Below are 14,888 nucleotides of genomic sequence, written 5' to 3'. Positions count from 1 at the left end.
CGGGTTGTCTAGGGCAGGGGGTAGGCGGCGGTCTTGTCGCCGGTGAAGTCGACCGCGGAGTACTCGTTCAACTTCGACAGTCGGTGGTAGGCCTCGATCATGCGGACGGTGCCGGACTTGGAGCGCATCACGATCGACTGGGTGGTGGCGCCCCCGCCGGAGTAGCGGACGCCCTGCAGCAGGTCGCCGTCGGTGACGCCGGTGGCGGAGAAGAAGACGTTCTCCCCGGACACCAGATCCTCGGTGTGCAGCACGCGGTCCAGGTCGTGGCCCGCGTCGATGGCCTTCTGCCGCTCGGCGTCGTCGGTCGGAGCCAGCACCGCCTGGATCGCGCCGCCCATGCAGCGGATGGCCGCGGCGGTGATGATGCCCTCGGGCGTGCCGCCGATGCCGGCCAGCATGTCGGTGCCCGAACCTGGCCGGCACGCCGCGATGGCGCCCGCGACATCGCCGTCGGAGATGAGCCGGATGCGGGCGCCGGCCTCGCGCACCTCGCGCATGAGGTCGGCGTGGCGCGGCCGGTCGAGCACGCAGACGGTGAGATCGGCCACGCTGGACTTCTTGACCTTGGCCACGCGGCGGATGTTCTCCCCGATCGGGACGGTGATGTCGATGACGTCCACCGCGTCGGGACCCACGGCGATCTTGTTCATGTAGAACACCGCCGACGGGTCGAACATGGCACCCCGTTCGGCGACCGCGAGCACCGAGATGGCGTTGGGCATGCCCTTGCTCATCAGCGTGGTGCCGTCGACGGGGTCGACGGCGAAGTCGCACTCGGGTCCGTCGCCGTTGCCGACCTCTTCGCCGTTGTAGAGCATGGGGGCGTTGTCCTTCTCGCCCTCGCCGATGACGACCACGCCGCGCATCGACACCGAGTTCACCAGTTCGCGCATGGCGTCGACGGCGGCGCCGTCGCCACCCTCCTTGTCGCCGCGGCCGACCCAGCGTCCGGCGGCCATCGCGCCCGCCTCGGTGACGCGCACCAGCTCCAGGGCGAGGTTGCGATCCGGGGCCTCCCGTCGCGATTTCGCGGGGCCGGCGGCGTCGGGGGCATCAGAAGATGTCATGGCTGCTGATTCTCCCATTAGCGGATCTGGCTGTGGGAGCTGGGATACTGGGCTGGTGACCACACCTCAGCCGGTTCCGGCGCCCAAGCCGCAGAAGTCCCGGCTGTTGCACGACGGCCGGGACATGTTCTGGTCGATGGCACCGCTGGTGCTGGCGTGCATCGTGCTCGCCGGATTGCTGGGGATGTGTTCGTTCGCCCCGAGCGGCCCTGGTCAGGGGCCCCTTCCGAACTACGACCTGCCTGCGGCGATGAAGGCCGACGCCGAGGCGCTCAAGATTCCGATCCGGATGCCGGCGTTGCCCGCCGGTTGGCACGCCAACTCGGGATCGCGGGCCAGCATCGACGGCGGCCGCACCGATGCGGCGGGTCGGCCCGCGCGTGCGGTGATCTCGCGGACGGGTTTCCTGGCGCCCACCGGAATGTTCATCAGCCTGACTCAGAGCGACGCCGACGAGCAGAACCTGATCCGCTGGATCGGCAATGATCTGGCGCCGACGGGCACCCAGGACGTCGACGGTGTGCGGTGGATCGTCTACGAGGGTGGTGACGACGTGCGACCGGTGTGGACGGCGCGGCTGAGCGGTCCGACCGGGCCGGCCCAGATCGCGGTGACCGGGCCCGCGGGTACCGCCGAGTACCGTACGCTGGCGGCGGCTACCCAGTCGCAGTCGCCACTGCCCGTCAGCTAGGAGCGCCCGATGTCAGGACAGAAGCCCGCTGCCGCCGGGGCGGCTCCGAGAGCCGACCTGACGGGCTGGACCGTCGCCCCCTTCACCGCAGCCGGTTTCACCCACGACGTCTACCGACGGGGGGAGGGCCCTGGCGTCGTCCTCATCCCCGAGATGCCCGGTCTGCACCCCGGGGTGCTGGCGCTGGGAAATCACTTGGTGGACAACGGGTTCACGGTCGCCTCGCCCTCGCTGTTCGGCACGCCGGGTGCGCCCGCCGTCGGTCCAGGGGCCGTGCCGGTGCTCCTGAAGGGTTGTGTCAGCAAGGAATTCGCCGCGTTCGCGACGAATGCCGACCGACCCGTCGCCCACTACCTGCGCGCGCTGGCCCGCGACCTGAACTCGACGACGCCCGGACCGGGAGTCGGCGTCATCGGCCAGTGCTTCACCGGTGGGTTCGCACTCGCCGCCGCCGTCGACGACAGCGTGCTCGCGCCGATCATGAGCCAACCGTCGCTGCCGCTCGCCCTGACGCGCAAGCACAAGCGCGATCCGGGGCTGTCGGAGGGCGAGTTGCAGGTCATCGAGCGACGCGCGAGCGAGGAAGGCCTGTGCGCCATGGGACTTCGCTTCAGCGAGGACTCGATGGCGCCGCGCGACCGGTTCACGACGCTCAAGGCCCGCCTCGGCGACGCGTTCGAGGTCATCGAGATCGACTCGTCGAAGGGCAATCCCGACGGCATCGGCAGGATGGCGCACTCGGTGCTGACCGACCAGGTCCGCGAGGTCGACGGCCACCCCGCCTACGAGGCGCGCAAGCGGGTCGTGGCGTTCCTCAAGGAGCGGCTCTCGCCGGCCTAGCCACGGCCGTCACGGCCACCCGCCTAGGACGACGCCAGTTTCGTGACGTGGCCGATGATGTCGGGGTAGCGCTTCATGTGGGCGCCGCCGTTGAGGTCGAGCACCTCGCCGGTCAGCCACGCGGCCTTGGTCAGGAACAGCACGGCCTCGGCGACGTCCTCCGGGGTGCCCGCCCGGCCGAGCGGGGTGTTCTCGACGTACTCCTCGACGACGCCGGGCACCAGCGCCGCGCCCTCGGTCAGCGGCGTGTGCACGAACCCCGGCGCGACGGCGTTGACCCGGATGCCGTGCGGGGCCCACTCCAGCGCGGCGACCTGGGTCAGCATCGACAACCCCGCCTTGGCCGAACAGTAGGCGGCCATGCCCACCGCGGGCTGGCGGGCGTTCAGCGACGAGATCGACACCAGCGAGCCCCCCGCGACGAGGTGGCGTCCCGCATGCTTGGCGACGAGGAAGGCGCCGGTCAGGCAGACGTCGATCACCGCGCGGAACTGGTCGACGGGCAGGTCGACGACGAGCCCGAGCGTGGAGAAGCCCGCGCAGCTGACCACCGCCTCGACCGGGCCGGTCTGCGTGAAGAGCGCCGCGACGGAGTCCTCGTCGGCGACGTCGACGAACTCCCCGCGGTGCGGTTCGCCCAGTTCAGCGGCACGGTTGCGCGCACCCTCGAGGTTCACGTCGGCGACGACGACGTGGTAGCCGTCGGCGGCCAACGCCTGCGCCGACGCCCACCCGATGCCCGAGGCGCCGCCGACGACGATCGCGGTGCTCACTGCGACGCCTCCTCGGGCCGCGGGTCGGCCCACTTCGCCGCGATGGCGCCCCACGGGTCGGCGTACGGTTCGGTGCGGCCGAAGTAGGCGGCGCGACGGGTGAAGATGGCCTTGGTGAGCGGAGCGGCCACGCGCAGCAGGTGCCGCCGGGCGCCCGCCTTGTTCGCGGTCTCGATGAGCATCTCGGGCCACGAATGATGTTGGTGGCGAAGCACTTCCTGCGCCCGCGACGTGTCCATCCAGTCGGTGTTGAACCATGCCGCGTCGTCGTTCGGGTCGCCCTTCAGCCCGGTGGGCAGCCCGCCCACGAGACCCATCGCCGCCGCCATCGCGGGGGCGACGTCACCCTGGATCAGGCGGTGGGTGTCGTCGCCGCCGATGAGCAGGGTCTCGCCGACGGCGTCGGCGGTGGTGGCCGCGGCGAAGGCCCGTGCCACGTCACGCACGTCGACGGTCTGGAGTCTGCCGTCGACGGGCAGCAGGCCCTCGAAGTACAGGTTGTCGAGCTTCATGTAGGCGGCGGGGTCCACGGTCAGTACGCCGCCGAGGCGCAGGATCACCCAGTCCAACGGCGATGCGCGGACCAGCTTCTCGGCCGCGGCCTTGTGCGCGCCGTACACGTCGGCGGGGTTGAGCGGGGTGTCGGCCGTCAGCGGGTCGGGGTGGGTGTGCGGGTTGCGCGCGCCGTACACCGCGATGCTCGATGCCTGCACGAAACGCGGTGGCTTCGGCAGCTTCTCGGCGGCCGCCAGCAGTGATGCCGTCGCGCCGACGTTGACCTTCTCGGCCAACGACTTGCGGGAGTAGATGAATGGCGGGATGACCGCGGCCAAGTGGATGATCGCCGCCGGGGCGATGCCCTGGATGAGCGCGTCGACCTCGATCGGATCGGTGAGGTCGGCGTAGCGCACCTCGACGCCGGGCGGCAGCTGCTGGGCAGCCTTGCGGTGCGCCGGCACGTCGAGGTCGGTCGCGACGACCTGACGTCCGTCGGCCGAGAGCCGTTTGACGGTCGAGGACCCCACCAGTCCGAAGGCCCCCGTCACGAGAACGGCGTCGGTCATGTCACTCCCTGGTCGAAAACTGGAACCCGTTTCAGCATCATGGCGTATGCGCTTGCCCTACACCAGAGTTGCCGTCATCGCGGGGTAGTCGACGCCGACGCGGGCCGACGGGTCAGTCCTCCCCGTCGTCACCCTCGGCCAGTTCGGGGGCGTTCTCCCTGGTGGCCATGCCGCCGTGGCGACCGTGGTCGGCGGGTCCCGGAGGGGCGGCCTCCTGCACCTTCGGCCGCTCCACGGCGTGCTCGACCGTGGATTCGTAATCGTCGTGTGCCATGGAAGCGAGGTACCCACCGTCGCCGATTCCAATCGATCCGGCGGCGGCGACGGGGGCGAGCGCTGGCGTGGCTCAGCTGGGGAAGACGGTCGTCCAGTCGTCGGTGATGCTGACGACCGTCCACCCGTTGGTCCTGGCCAGGTCGAGTGCCCGCTCCGCGCCGAGGACGTAGTCGAACTCGCGCTCGGCGTCGTCGTGCAGGACCAGCATCTGCAGTGACGGGCCCGCACCGTTGGCCGTGAACTGCAGCATCTCGATGTCGCCGTTGGAGTTACCCGCGGCGAAGATGGGCCGCCGGCCGATGCGGCTCCACAGCCGCGCCGGCTTGACCGGACCGTCGTCGAGGAACTCTGGAGTGGACGTCGTGTAGAGATGGCCGTCCCGATACGTCAGGCCGACCGAGCTGCCGACGACCCGCTCGGGCGGGATCCCGTACAGCGCCGCCGTGACGGGTCGCATGAAGTCCCGTCCACCGCCGGAGACGATGTAGGTGGTGAAGTCGTTGGCCTCCAGGTACCGCAACAACTCGACCATGGGGACGTAACCGCACGCGGTGTACGGACGGTCCAGTGTCGGGTGCAGCGCGCTCTCGAAGAACTCGGCGATGAGGGTCGCATGATCCTCGACGCCGACGTCCTCGTAGGCGGTCAGGATCGCCGCGACGAGCGGTTCGAGATCGGTGTCGTCGCCGTCGTAGTGCTTCGCCACCGCGTCCCCCAGCCACGTCAGGTCACCCGAGTAGGCCGCCTGGTAGGGCTGTCGCTCCCGCAGCGAGGGGTCCGCCTCGGCCTGTTCCTTGAAGCGGCGCAGCAGGAAGTCGAGTTGCACGTACATCGGCTTCTCGCACCACAGGGTGCCGTCGTTGTCGAAGACCGCGATGCGGGCTTCTGGCGCAACGTATTTCGGCCCGTCCTCGTTCGTGACGCTGCGCACGAAGTCGACGATCTGCGCCTTCGCGGGTCCCTCCGACCACGACTCCAGCATCTAGTCCGCCGCCAGGAATGCCTCGAGCTTCTGCACGATCTGGTCGATGCTGAAACTGGCCGGCGGATGCCGCGGCGGGAATTCGCGGAAGGTGTCGAGGAATGCCGACGCCATCGCAGTCGCATAGAAGGCGAAGAAGTCGCGCCGCAAGAACCATTCGTAGTACGTGTTCGAGGTGATGTCGGCGTACTCGAACGGGTCGGTGCGCAGATTGAACAGCTTCGGGACCCGCAGCTCGGTGAACGGCTCGGCCCAAATCCGAAGCGTCCCTTGGCAACGTTGTTCGGCGAAGACGACCTTCCAGTTCTCGAACCGCATCGCGACGAGCTGCGCGTCGTCGTTGAAGTAGAAGAACCCGCGGCGGGGACTGTTCTCGACCTCGCCGAGCAGATACGGCATCAGGTTGAAACCGTCGATGTGGACCGTGAATTCGACGTCACCGATCTGGTACCCCTTCTTCAGCTTGTCGCTGACGTCGGGGTCGCCCGCGGCCGCGAGAAGCGTGGGCAGCCAATCGTGGTGCTGGATGATGTCGTTGGAGACGCTGCCCGCCTCGATCCGTCCCGGCCAGCGGATCATCTCCGGCACGCGGTAGGCACCCTCCCAGTTGGTGTTCTTCTCGCTGCGGAACGGCGTGGTGCCACCGTCGGGCCACGTATTGCGGTGCGGGCCATTGTCGGTGGAGTAGATGACGATGGTGTCCTCGGCGATGCCGAGGTCGTCGAGCGCGTCGAGCACCGTGCCCACGTTGCGGTCGTGGTCGATCATCGCGTCGTGGTACTCGGACTGCCACATGCCGGCCTGCCCCTTGCTCTGTGGCTTCACGTGTGTGTAGACGTGCATGTGGGTGAAGTTGCACCAGACGAAGAACGGTGTGTCCGCGGCGTGCTGGCGGGTGATGTACTCGACGGTGCGCTCGGCGATGTCGTCATCGATGGTCTCCATCCGCGTGGCCGTCAGCGGACCGGTGTCGGTGATGGTCTGCTTGCCCACGGGTCCGAACTTGGGGTCGTCGGGCTCGGTCGACACCTCGTCGGTGGCCTTGCAGTCCAGCACGCCGCGCGGCAGGGCCAACTCGTAGAGCCTGGGGAACTGGTCCTTGTGGGGATAGTCGAACTGCTCGGGCTCCTCCTCGGCGTTGAGGTGGTAGAGGTTGCCGTAGAACTCGTCGAAGCCGTGCACGGTCGGTAGGTACTTGTTCAGGTCGCCGAAGTGGTTCTTGCCGAACTGGCCGGTGGCGTAGCCGAGCGGCTTGAGCAGTTCGGCGATGGTGGGATCCTCGGCCGCCCAGCCAATGTCGACTCCGGGCACTCCGACCTTGCTCATTCCGGTGCGGTAGACGCTTTGGCCACTGATGAACGCCGCACGGCCCGCAGTGCAGCTTTGCTCGCCGTAGGAATCGGTGAACAGCATGCCCTCGTGGGCAATGCGATCGATGTTGGGCGTCCGGTAGCCCATCATGCCGCGGCTGTAGCAGCTGAGATTGGTGATGCCGATGTCGTCGCCCCAGATGACCAGGATGTTGGGCTTGCCGTTGGGCATGATGAGCTCCCTCGCCGGAGTGTCTCGAACCGCGCGAGAGCAACGTTAGGCGTCGGCATACCCCGCTGTCAGGGCTTGCGCTAAAGCTCTACGCCGGGGCGGGGACCGGTGCGCTCGCGCCCTTCATCTGGGTGTACAGGTCGATGTAGTACGGCAGGCAGTGCGCCATCGCCGCCTCGGTCGTGTACAGCGGCCGGTACCCCAGATCGCGTTCGGCCTTCGCGGTGGAGAAGTAGTTGTCGAGGTAAACACGTTCCACCGCAAGGGGTTCGAGCAGCGGCTTGGGCAGACCGAACCGGAAGTGCAGCCACTGCCAGACCTTCATCACCAGGTGGACGGGACGGCCCGGTACCCGCACGGTCGGCCAGCGCTCGCCGCACGCGACGACCACCGGCCGGGAGAAGTCGAACATGTTGATGGGTTCGCCGTCGTTGACGAAGTAGGCCTGCCCCGGCGCCGAACCCCCGGGCACCAGGTGCTCGGCTGCCAGCAGGAAACCGTGAATCAGGTTGTGAACGTAGGAGTTGTCGAGTTTGACGTCCTTGCTGCCGACCAGCACCTTGACGTGGCCGGCGAGGACGCTCTCGAACAGCTTGCGGAACATGGTCTGGTCGCCACGGCCCCAGATGCCGCTGGGTCGGATGCTGCAGGTGAGCATGCCGCCAATGCCGTTCTGCGACAGCACGAACTTCTCCGCCACCACCTTGGTCTCGGTGTAGAGGTCCGCGAAACGCGTGGTGTAGGGCAGACTTTCGTCACCGTTGACGATCCGCTGACCGCCCATCACCACGCTGTTGGACGCGGTGTAGACGAATCGCTGAACACCGGCCGCCTGTGCGGCGTGCACCAGATTGCGGGTGCCCGCGACGTTGACGGCGAAGCTGCGTTCGCGAGCGGATGCCGAGCCGCCGCCCATGAGGTCGATGATGGCCGCGGTGTGGATGATGGTGTCGATGCCCGCGACGGCGTGGGCGACGTCGTCGGTGTCGGTGATGTCGCCGACGATCGTCTCGAGTCCCTCGCGGGGCGGCAGCGGCGACGGCGCCCGGTCGAACGACCGCACCTCGTGCCCACGGTCGAGGAGTTCGCTGACGAGGTTGGTGCCGACGAAGCCGGAGCCACCGGTGACGAGGACTCGGCCGAGGTCGGTACGCAGGTGTGGATCGCCCATGCGGTCAGGCTAACTGAAACGTGTTCCAGTTTCGACCAGCGGCGGCTACGCGAGGCGGCCGTCAGGCGTCGTCGTCCTCGCGGGACGCGAGCGCCTTCTCGACCTTCTCGCGCGCGCCGGCAAGGTGCTCCTCGCACCGTTTGGCCAGCTCCTCGCCCCGCTCCCACAGCTTGAGGGACGCGTCGAGGTCCAGCCCGCCCTGTTCCAGCTGGCGGACGACCTCGATCAACTCGTCCCGGGATTCTTCGTATCCCAGCTTGCTAATGGGCTTCATTCGACCCCTCGCTATCCGACCCCGCGCTATCCGACCCCTCGCTGACCGTCGTGACGGCGCCGTCTGCGACGCGGATGCGCAGCCGCGTCCCCGCGGGAGCATCCGCGGTCGACCTCAGCACCGGCATCGTCCCCGACGCAACCTGAACCACGGCGTAGCCCCGCGCGAGCGTGGCGGCCGGACCCAGTGTGGCGAGTCGGGCCGACAGATGTTCGACGCCCTTGGTCTCGGCGTCGATCAGGCGCGTGATGTCGCGCCGCGCGGTGGCCCTGGCGCGTTCGACCTCGGCGCTGCGGGCCGCCAGCGCCGCCAGCGGTTGGGCCAGCACGGGCCTGCTGCGGAGCTGACTCAGCGTGTGCTGCTCGCGGTGCACCCAGTTGCGCAGGGCGCGCGCGCTGCGGTGGCGCAGCTCGGTCACCAGCGCCTGCTCGGCCTCCGCGTCGGGCACCACTCGCTTGGCGGCATCGGTCGGGGTGGCGGCGCGGACGTCGGCCACCAGGTCGCACAGCGGGTTGTCGGGCTCGTGGCCGATGGCGCTGACGACCGGCGTCGAGCACTTCGCGATCTCGCGGCACAGCGTCTCGTCGGAGAACGGCAGGAGGTCCTCGACACTGCCGCCGCCGCGGGCCAGCACGATGACGTCCACGGCCGCGTCGTCGTCGAGCTGGCGCAGGGCCGCGACGATCTGTGCGACGGCGGTCGGGCCCTGCACCGTCGTGTTGCGCACCGCGAATCGCACTGCGGGCCAACGTGCTTCGGCCACCGAGACGACGTCGCGTTCGGCGGCCGAGGCCCGACCCGTGATCAGGCCAATGGTGTTGGGCAGGAACGGAATCGGACGCTTGAGGCGCGGATCGAACAGACCCTCCGCGTCGAGCAGCTTGCGCAACCGGTCGATCCTGGCCAGTAGCTCACCGATGCCCACGGCACGAATCTGGTTGACGCGCAACGAGAACGACCCGCGTCCGACGAAGAAGCTGGGCCTGCCGTGCATGATGACCTGCGTGCCCTCGGCGAGCTTGACCGGAGCGTTGTGCACCAGGTCGCGCGGACACGTGATCTGCAGCGACATGTCGGCGGCGGGATCGCGCAGCGTGATGTAGGCGGTGCTGGAGTTCGGACGGACGTTGAGCTGGGCGATCTGCCCTTCGACCCACACCGTGCCGAGCCTGTCGATCCAGTCCTTGACCATCATCGCCACCGAACGCACCGGCCACGGATTGTCGGGGGACTTGCCCTGGGCGGCGTCCGTCACGGCAGGGTCACTTGGCGGTCGCGCGGGTGATCCTGTTGGCCAGCAGCGTCTGGAACGGGGCGCGTGCCCTGGTCGACTCCTCGTAGGCCAGCAGCGCCTCGAGTTCGGGGACCTTGAGCTGGGGCAGTCGCGCCCGCAACTGCGCCAGCGTGAGCGACTCGTAGCCGAGGTCGGCGACGACGCCGGGGGTGGCCGTGGTGGTCGCGGTCGGCGCCGGCTCGTCCTCGTACCCGGCGGGCTCGCCCGTGCTGTAGAGCGCGAACCTGCCCTCGGTCAGGCGCTCGCCGTCGTGCGGTGCCCCGGCGTCCATCGAATCGCCGTCACCGTCGTCGAGGTCCTCGTCGAACGTCGCCCACTCCGGTTGCTCGTCCTTGGAGGGGAACAGCTGGTCCAGCGTCTCGTCGCCCTTGTTGACCAGGTCTGCGACGTCCTGCTGGACCTTCATCACCAGCTGCGCGACCTGGCTGGCCACGGTCATGGGGTACATGACGATGGTCTGGGGCAGCTTGCGCGTTTCCTCCAGCGCGGTGGCTGCGGCGCCCACCAGCAGACGAACTCCGTAAGGGACAGTTGCCATGCGTGCCAGAGTACGGCGGGTGCGCCCAGCCGGTTCTCCAGTGGTGTCCCAAGGCCACGGGTAAGTACCCTGGGACCATGCCGCAGACGATCAACATGGGGATGCCGGGTGCCACCCGCTCGGTCGTCGCGCCCCCCGAGGGCAAGCGAGTGTTGCTGGCCGAGCCGCGTGGGTACTGCGCCGGCGTGGACCGCGCCGTCGAGACCGTCGAGCGCACGCTGGAACAGCACGGCGCACCGGTGTACGTCCGCCACGAGATCGTGCACAACCGGCACGTGGTCGAGACCCTCGCGAAGGCGGGCGCGATCTTCGTCGAGGAGACCAGCGAAGTGCCCGAGGGCTCGATCGTCGTGTTCTCCGCCCACGGCGTGGCCCCGACCGTGCACGTCGAGGCCGCCGAGCGGAACCTGACCACGATCGACGCGACCTGCCCGCTGGTGACGAAGGTGCACAACGAGGCCAAGCGGTTCGCGCGCGACGACTACGACATCCTGCTCGTCGGCCACGAGGGACACGAAGAGGTCGTCGGCACCGCGGGGGAGGCGCCCGACCACGTGCAGCTGGTCGACGGCCCCGAGTCGGTCGACGCGGTCACCGTGCGCGACGAGAACAAGGTCATCTGGCTGTCGCAGACCACCCTCAGCGTCGACGAGACCATGGAGACCGTGAAGCGGCTGCGCGAGCGGTTCCCGAACCTGCAGGATCCGCCCAGCGACGACATCTGCTACGCCACCCAGAACCGCCAGGTCGCGGTCAAGGCCATGGCGCCGGAGTGCGAACTGGTGATCGTGGTGGGTTCGCGCAACTCGTCGAACTCGGTACGGCTGGTCGAGGTGGCGCTCGGCGCCGGCTCGAAGGCGGCCTACCTCGTCGACTATGCCGAGGACATCGACCCCGCCTGGCTGGACGGCGTCACGACGGTCGGCGTCACCTCCGGTGCGTCGGTGCCCGAGGTGCTGGTCCGCGGCGTGCTCGAACGGCTGGCGGAGCACGGCTACGGCACGGTGCAGCCCGTCACGACGGCCAACGAGACGCTGGTGTTCACGCTGCCGCGGGCGATCCGGCCCAAGCGCAACGGCTAGCTAGACGTCGTACTCCCAGGAGTCCGGCGCCGAATGACGCGGCCGTCGGCTCCGGTTCTCCGTCCGCGACTCGCCGTCGTCGGCCCCGCGATACCGCACCCGTGACACCGGGTGGTGCGTGCTGCTGCCATTGGTGCGGGTCGGCGGAGGCTCGTACCGCTCGTAGTCCGCGGGCCGCGGCCGACGGGGACGTTCGGGCCGTTCGTAGCCCTCGGGGCGCTCGCGGCGCGGCGAACGCTCGTAGCGGTCCTGGCCCGTGCGGGTGTCCAGGGGTGGCTGCGGCCGGCGTTCCCGGGGTGCCCGCTCGCGGGGTTCGCGATCGCGCGGCAGGCGCTCGCGGGGTTCGCGATCCCTGGGTTCGCGGCCCCGCGGGTCGCGCGCCCGCGGTTCGCGTGTGCGGGGTTCGCGGGGTTCGCGCTCGCGCGGCTCGCCGGTTCGAGGACGACGACGCGGTTCGGCGGAGGCGTCGGCCGCGGGTGCCGGGCGCTTGCGGGGCCGCACCGGCTCGATGATCTCGGTCTCCGGCGGTCGGGCATGTCGCGAGCGCCGCGACGTCGACCCCGTGGCGTCCGCGGACGACCGCGCGGAACCGGCTCTGGCGGCGCGGCGGGCGGCGCGGGCCGTCTCGTCGTCGACCGGGTCGGCCAGCGCGGCCGCCTCTGCGGTGCGGGCGGTCCTGCTGCGGGTGCTGCGGGGCGTGCGCCCGTCGGCTCGGCGGCCCGACGCGGAGGACACGTCGGCCTCCGCGGCATCCGGCACGTCCTCCGGGGCGTCGACGACCGACTCGTCGTCCGGGGCCGTGCCCGCTCGGCGGGCGGCGACACCCAGGTACCAGCGGACCAGACCGATGACGAGGACGGTGGCCGAGGTGAAGAACATCAGCGGGAACCGCTCGATCAACGGGTAGCCGTAGTTGATCAGGGTGTCCTTGATCCCGGTGAAGGTGCTGCCGTGAAAGATGAAGTAGGCGAAGGGCACGGCCACGAAGAGGATCAGCGGGGGCTGGATCACCGCGGTGAACACGCCGGACCGGCGAACCGCCAGGACGGCCGCCACGCACCCGAGCACGTAGCAGACCGCGAAGACCGCGCCGAGGGCGTTGTCGCCGCTGCCCGCGTCGTAGGCGACCCCGATCGCGGTGAGGACGACGGCCACGAGCGCAGCGCCCCACCAGGGGATTCCCGGGACGCGGGGCAGCGCCGATCGATGGTCGGCGGGCACCGCAGACGGTCCGCGCAGTCCTGACACACGTCGACCGTACCGGCAATCGCGCAAAGAGCGCTGACCGCGCTCGCTGGCGTGCCGGTGGGTCGGGTCCCGCCGGCGCCTAGACTGTTCGATCCGTGGGCCTCAACCTCGGAATCGTCGGATTACCCAACGTCGGCAAGTCAACGCTGTTCAATGCCTTGACGCGCAATGACGTTCTCGCCGCCAACTACCCGTTCGCCACCATCGAGCCGAACGAGGGCGTGGTCGCGCTGCCGGATCCGCGGTTGGACAAGCTGGCCGAGATGTTCGCCTCGGAGAAGACGGTGCCTGCCCCGGTGACGTTCGTCGACATCGCGGGAATCGTGAAGGGCGCGTCGGAGGGCGCGGGCCTTGGCAACAAATTCTTGGCAAACATCCGCGAGTGCGACGCCATCTGTCAGGTGGTCCGGGTGTTCGCCGACGACGACGTCGTCCACGTCGACGGCAAGGTGGACCCGAAGTCGGACATCGAGGTGATCGAGACCGAGCTGATCCTCGCCGACATGCAGACGCTGGAGAAGGCGGTGCCGCGGTTGGAGAAGGAGGCCCGCAACAACAAGGACCGCAAGCCGGTGCACGAGGCGGCGGTGGCCGCGCAGACCACGCTCGACGGGGGCACCACGCTCTTCGCGGCGGGCACGGACACCTCCGCGCTGCGCGAGCTGAACCTGATGACCACCAAGCCCTTCCTCTACGTGTTCAACGCCGACGAGTCGGTGCTGACCGACGAGGCCCGCAAGGCCGAACTGCGCGCGTTGGTCGCTCCGGCGGATGCGGTGTTCCTCGACGCCAAGATCGAGGCCGAGCTGCAGGAGCTCGACGACGAGTCGGCCGCCGAGCTGCTCGAGTCGATCGGCCAGACCGAGAAGGGGCTCGATGCGTTGGCGCGCGCGGGCTTCCACACCCTGCAGCTGCAGACGTATCTGACCGCGGGGCCCAAGGAGTCGCGGGCGTGGACCATCCACCGCGGCGACACCGCGCCCAAGGCCGCCGGTGTGATCCACACCGACTTCGAGAAGGGCTTCATCAAGGCCGAGATCGTCTCCTACGACGACTTGGTCGCGGCGGGCTCGATGGCCGCGGCGAAGGCGGCGGGCAAGGTCCGCATGGAGGGCAAGGACTACGTGATGGCCGACGGCGACGTGGTCGAGTTCCGGTTCAACGTCTGACGCGCGGCGAGGCCGCCCTCTGTCTGGGCGACGTCGCGCTGGGAAGCGTCAACACATGATGACGGCGGCACGTCTCGGACGGCCCATTAGTGGTCGAGTTCGGATCAACCGGGTACACGGCCGGGGTGAGCGCACTCGTCGTCTTCGGAGCCAACGGCCCCACCGGCCGCCGGGTCGTCGGTCAGGCGCTGGCCGCCGATCACCGCGTCGTCGCCGTGACTCGCAAGCCGGCTGAGTTTCCGCTCAGCTCACCGAATCTCGAGATCGTCTCCGCCGACGTGACCGATCCCTCGGGCGTCGACCGAGCGATCGACGGGGCGGATGCGGTCATCTCGACCTACGGCGTGCCGTACGGCAGGGCCGAGATCACGGTCTACTCCCACGGCATCGCCAACATCACGCAGGCGATGACCGCGCGGGGCGTCAGCCGATTGGTCTGCGTCAGCTCCACCACCGTGGCGACCGACGACGCCCCCGGCGAGTCGCTCCTCTGGCGCAAGGTCATCGGCCCATTCTTGCGAAACAACCTGGGACGCACGCTCTATGACGACATGGAACGCATGGAGCACATCGTCGTCAACAGCGGCCTCGACTGGACGATCGTCCGGCCGGGCGGTCTCTTCGATGCCGAGGTGCCCACCGACGACTACTACGTCGGCCCGCCGCGCCTGTCCGGTCGCGTCACCTCCCGCGCCGACCTCGCCGACCTACTCGTCAAGGAGGCGACCGAGCCGCGGTACTCCCGGGCGATCGTCGACGTCATCACCCGGTCGGCTCGCCCGTCGCCGCTGAACTTCCTCAAGGAGGCCTTCGGCGTGGGCTGACCCTCGCCGACCGGCGTGCCGCCGAAGACGTCCTTAGTCGCCCAGGTGTG

General features: G+C 69.2%; 16 protein-coding genes. 5 read left to right on the top strand and 11 right to left on the bottom strand.

The window, feature by feature from the left end:
• Positions 1 to 8: 8 nt before the first annotated feature.
• Positions 9 to 1,070 (bottom strand): class II fructose-bisphosphatase, encoded by a 1,062-nt coding sequence (gene glpX / locus G6N60_RS21200; RefSeq protein ID WP_163740964.1) that lies wholly within the window; start codon positions 1,068 to 1,070, stop codon positions 9 to 11.
• Here glpX and G6N60_RS21195 point away from each other — a divergent pair.
• Together G6N60_RS21195 and G6N60_RS21190 are read left to right on the top strand one after the other, a co-directional pair.
• On the top strand, positions 1,069 to 1,761 hold the full coding sequence (locus G6N60_RS21195; RefSeq protein ID WP_163740962.1) for a DUF4245 domain-containing protein: 693 nt from the start codon (positions 1,069 to 1,071) through the stop codon (positions 1,759 to 1,761). The genes glpX and G6N60_RS21195 overlap by 2 nt on opposite strands.
• A 9-nt stretch (positions 1,762 to 1,770) precedes the next feature.
• Positions 1,771 to 2,601, top strand: coding sequence for a dienelactone hydrolase family protein (locus tag G6N60_RS21190; RefSeq protein ID WP_163740960.1), 831 nt, complete (start codon positions 1,771 to 1,773; stop codon positions 2,599 to 2,601).
• 23 nt (positions 2,602 to 2,624) lie between these two features.
• On the opposite strand, the gene G6N60_RS21185 is transcribed toward G6N60_RS21190, so the two are convergent.
• The 9 genes from G6N60_RS21185 to G6N60_RS21145 form a co-directional block, all read right to left on the bottom strand.
• On the bottom strand, positions 2,625 to 3,374 hold the full coding sequence (locus tag G6N60_RS21185) for an SDR family NAD(P)-dependent oxidoreductase (RefSeq protein ID WP_163740958.1): 750 nt from the start codon (positions 3,372 to 3,374) through the stop codon (positions 2,625 to 2,627).
• Positions 3,371 to 4,438, bottom strand: coding sequence for an NAD-dependent epimerase/dehydratase family protein (locus G6N60_RS21180; protein WP_163740955.1), 1,068 nt, complete (start codon positions 4,436 to 4,438; stop codon positions 3,371 to 3,373). Before G6N60_RS21180 ends, G6N60_RS21185 begins: the two co-directional genes overlap by 4 nt.
• Positions 4,439 to 4,550: 112 nt before the next feature.
• On the bottom strand, positions 4,551 to 4,712 hold the full coding sequence (locus tag G6N60_RS21175) for a hypothetical protein (RefSeq protein WP_163730776.1): 162 nt from the start codon (positions 4,710 to 4,712) through the stop codon (positions 4,551 to 4,553).
• Positions 4,713 to 4,784: 72 nt separating this feature from the next.
• A complete protein-coding gene (locus G6N60_RS21170) occupies positions 4,785 to 5,696 on the bottom strand; it encodes an HAD family hydrolase (protein WP_163740953.1) in 912 nt (303 codons plus the stop codon).
• Entirely contained in the window at positions 5,697 to 7,238 is a 1,542-nt protein-coding gene (locus G6N60_RS21165) for an arylsulfatase (protein ID WP_163740951.1), read from the bottom strand. It abuts the gene before it with no gap.
• Positions 7,239 to 7,326: 88 nt separating this feature from the next.
• Positions 7,327 to 8,409: a 3-beta-hydroxysteroid dehydrogenase gene (locus G6N60_RS21160; RefSeq protein ID WP_163740949.1), complete on the bottom strand. Its 1,083-nt coding sequence runs from the start codon at positions 8,407 to 8,409 to the stop codon at positions 7,327 to 7,329.
• A 61-nt stretch (positions 8,410 to 8,470) separates the two neighbouring features.
• On the bottom strand, positions 8,471 to 8,683 hold the full coding sequence (locus tag G6N60_RS21155) for an exodeoxyribonuclease VII small subunit (RefSeq protein ID WP_163740947.1): 213 nt from the start codon (positions 8,681 to 8,683) through the stop codon (positions 8,471 to 8,473).
• The gene (gene xseA / locus G6N60_RS21150; protein ID WP_163740945.1) at positions 8,670 to 9,938 is read right to left on the bottom strand and encodes an exodeoxyribonuclease VII large subunit; all 1,269 of its coding nucleotides are present in this window, start codon (positions 9,936 to 9,938) and stop codon (positions 8,670 to 8,672) included. The genes G6N60_RS21155 and xseA overlap by 14 nt, the downstream gene beginning before the upstream one ends.
• A 7-nt stretch (positions 9,939 to 9,945) precedes the next feature.
• Complete coding sequence (locus tag G6N60_RS21145; RefSeq protein ID WP_163740943.1) at positions 9,946 to 10,515, bottom strand: lipid droplet-associated protein; 570 nt, start codon at positions 10,513 to 10,515, stop codon at positions 9,946 to 9,948.
• 77 nt (positions 10,516 to 10,592) lie between these two features.
• On the opposite strand from G6N60_RS21145, the gene G6N60_RS21140 reads away from it, so the two are divergent.
• On the top strand, positions 10,593 to 11,597 hold the full coding sequence (locus G6N60_RS21140) for a 4-hydroxy-3-methylbut-2-enyl diphosphate reductase (protein WP_163740940.1): 1,005 nt from the start codon (positions 10,593 to 10,595) through the stop codon (positions 11,595 to 11,597).
• On the opposite strand, the gene G6N60_RS21135 is transcribed toward G6N60_RS21140, so the two are convergent.
• Positions 11,598 to 12,845, bottom strand: coding sequence for a DUF6542 domain-containing protein (locus tag G6N60_RS21135; protein ID WP_163740938.1), 1,248 nt, complete (start codon positions 12,843 to 12,845; stop codon positions 11,598 to 11,600). It lies immediately after the preceding gene.
• A 95-nt stretch (positions 12,846 to 12,940) separates the two neighbouring features.
• Between G6N60_RS21135 and ychF the strand changes: the two genes are divergently transcribed.
• Both ychF and G6N60_RS21125 read left to right on the top strand, forming a co-directional pair.
• Positions 12,941 to 14,014, top strand: coding sequence for a redox-regulated ATPase YchF (gene ychF, locus G6N60_RS21130; protein WP_163740936.1), 1,074 nt, complete (start codon positions 12,941 to 12,943; stop codon positions 14,012 to 14,014).
• Between the two features lie 125 nt (positions 14,015 to 14,139).
• Positions 14,140 to 14,838, top strand: coding sequence for an NAD(P)-dependent oxidoreductase (locus tag G6N60_RS21125; RefSeq protein WP_163740934.1), 699 nt, complete (start codon positions 14,140 to 14,142; stop codon positions 14,836 to 14,838).
• The last annotated feature ends 50 nt before the right edge of the window (positions 14,839 to 14,888 follow it).

Source organism: Mycolicibacterium madagascariense (assembly GCF_010729665.1).
Taxonomy (GTDB): Bacteria; Actinomycetota; Actinomycetes; order Mycobacteriales; family Mycobacteriaceae; genus Mycobacterium; species Mycobacterium madagascariense.
Note: the sequence above shows the minus strand (reverse complement) of the source record. Positions and strands in the feature narration are given on the sequence as shown.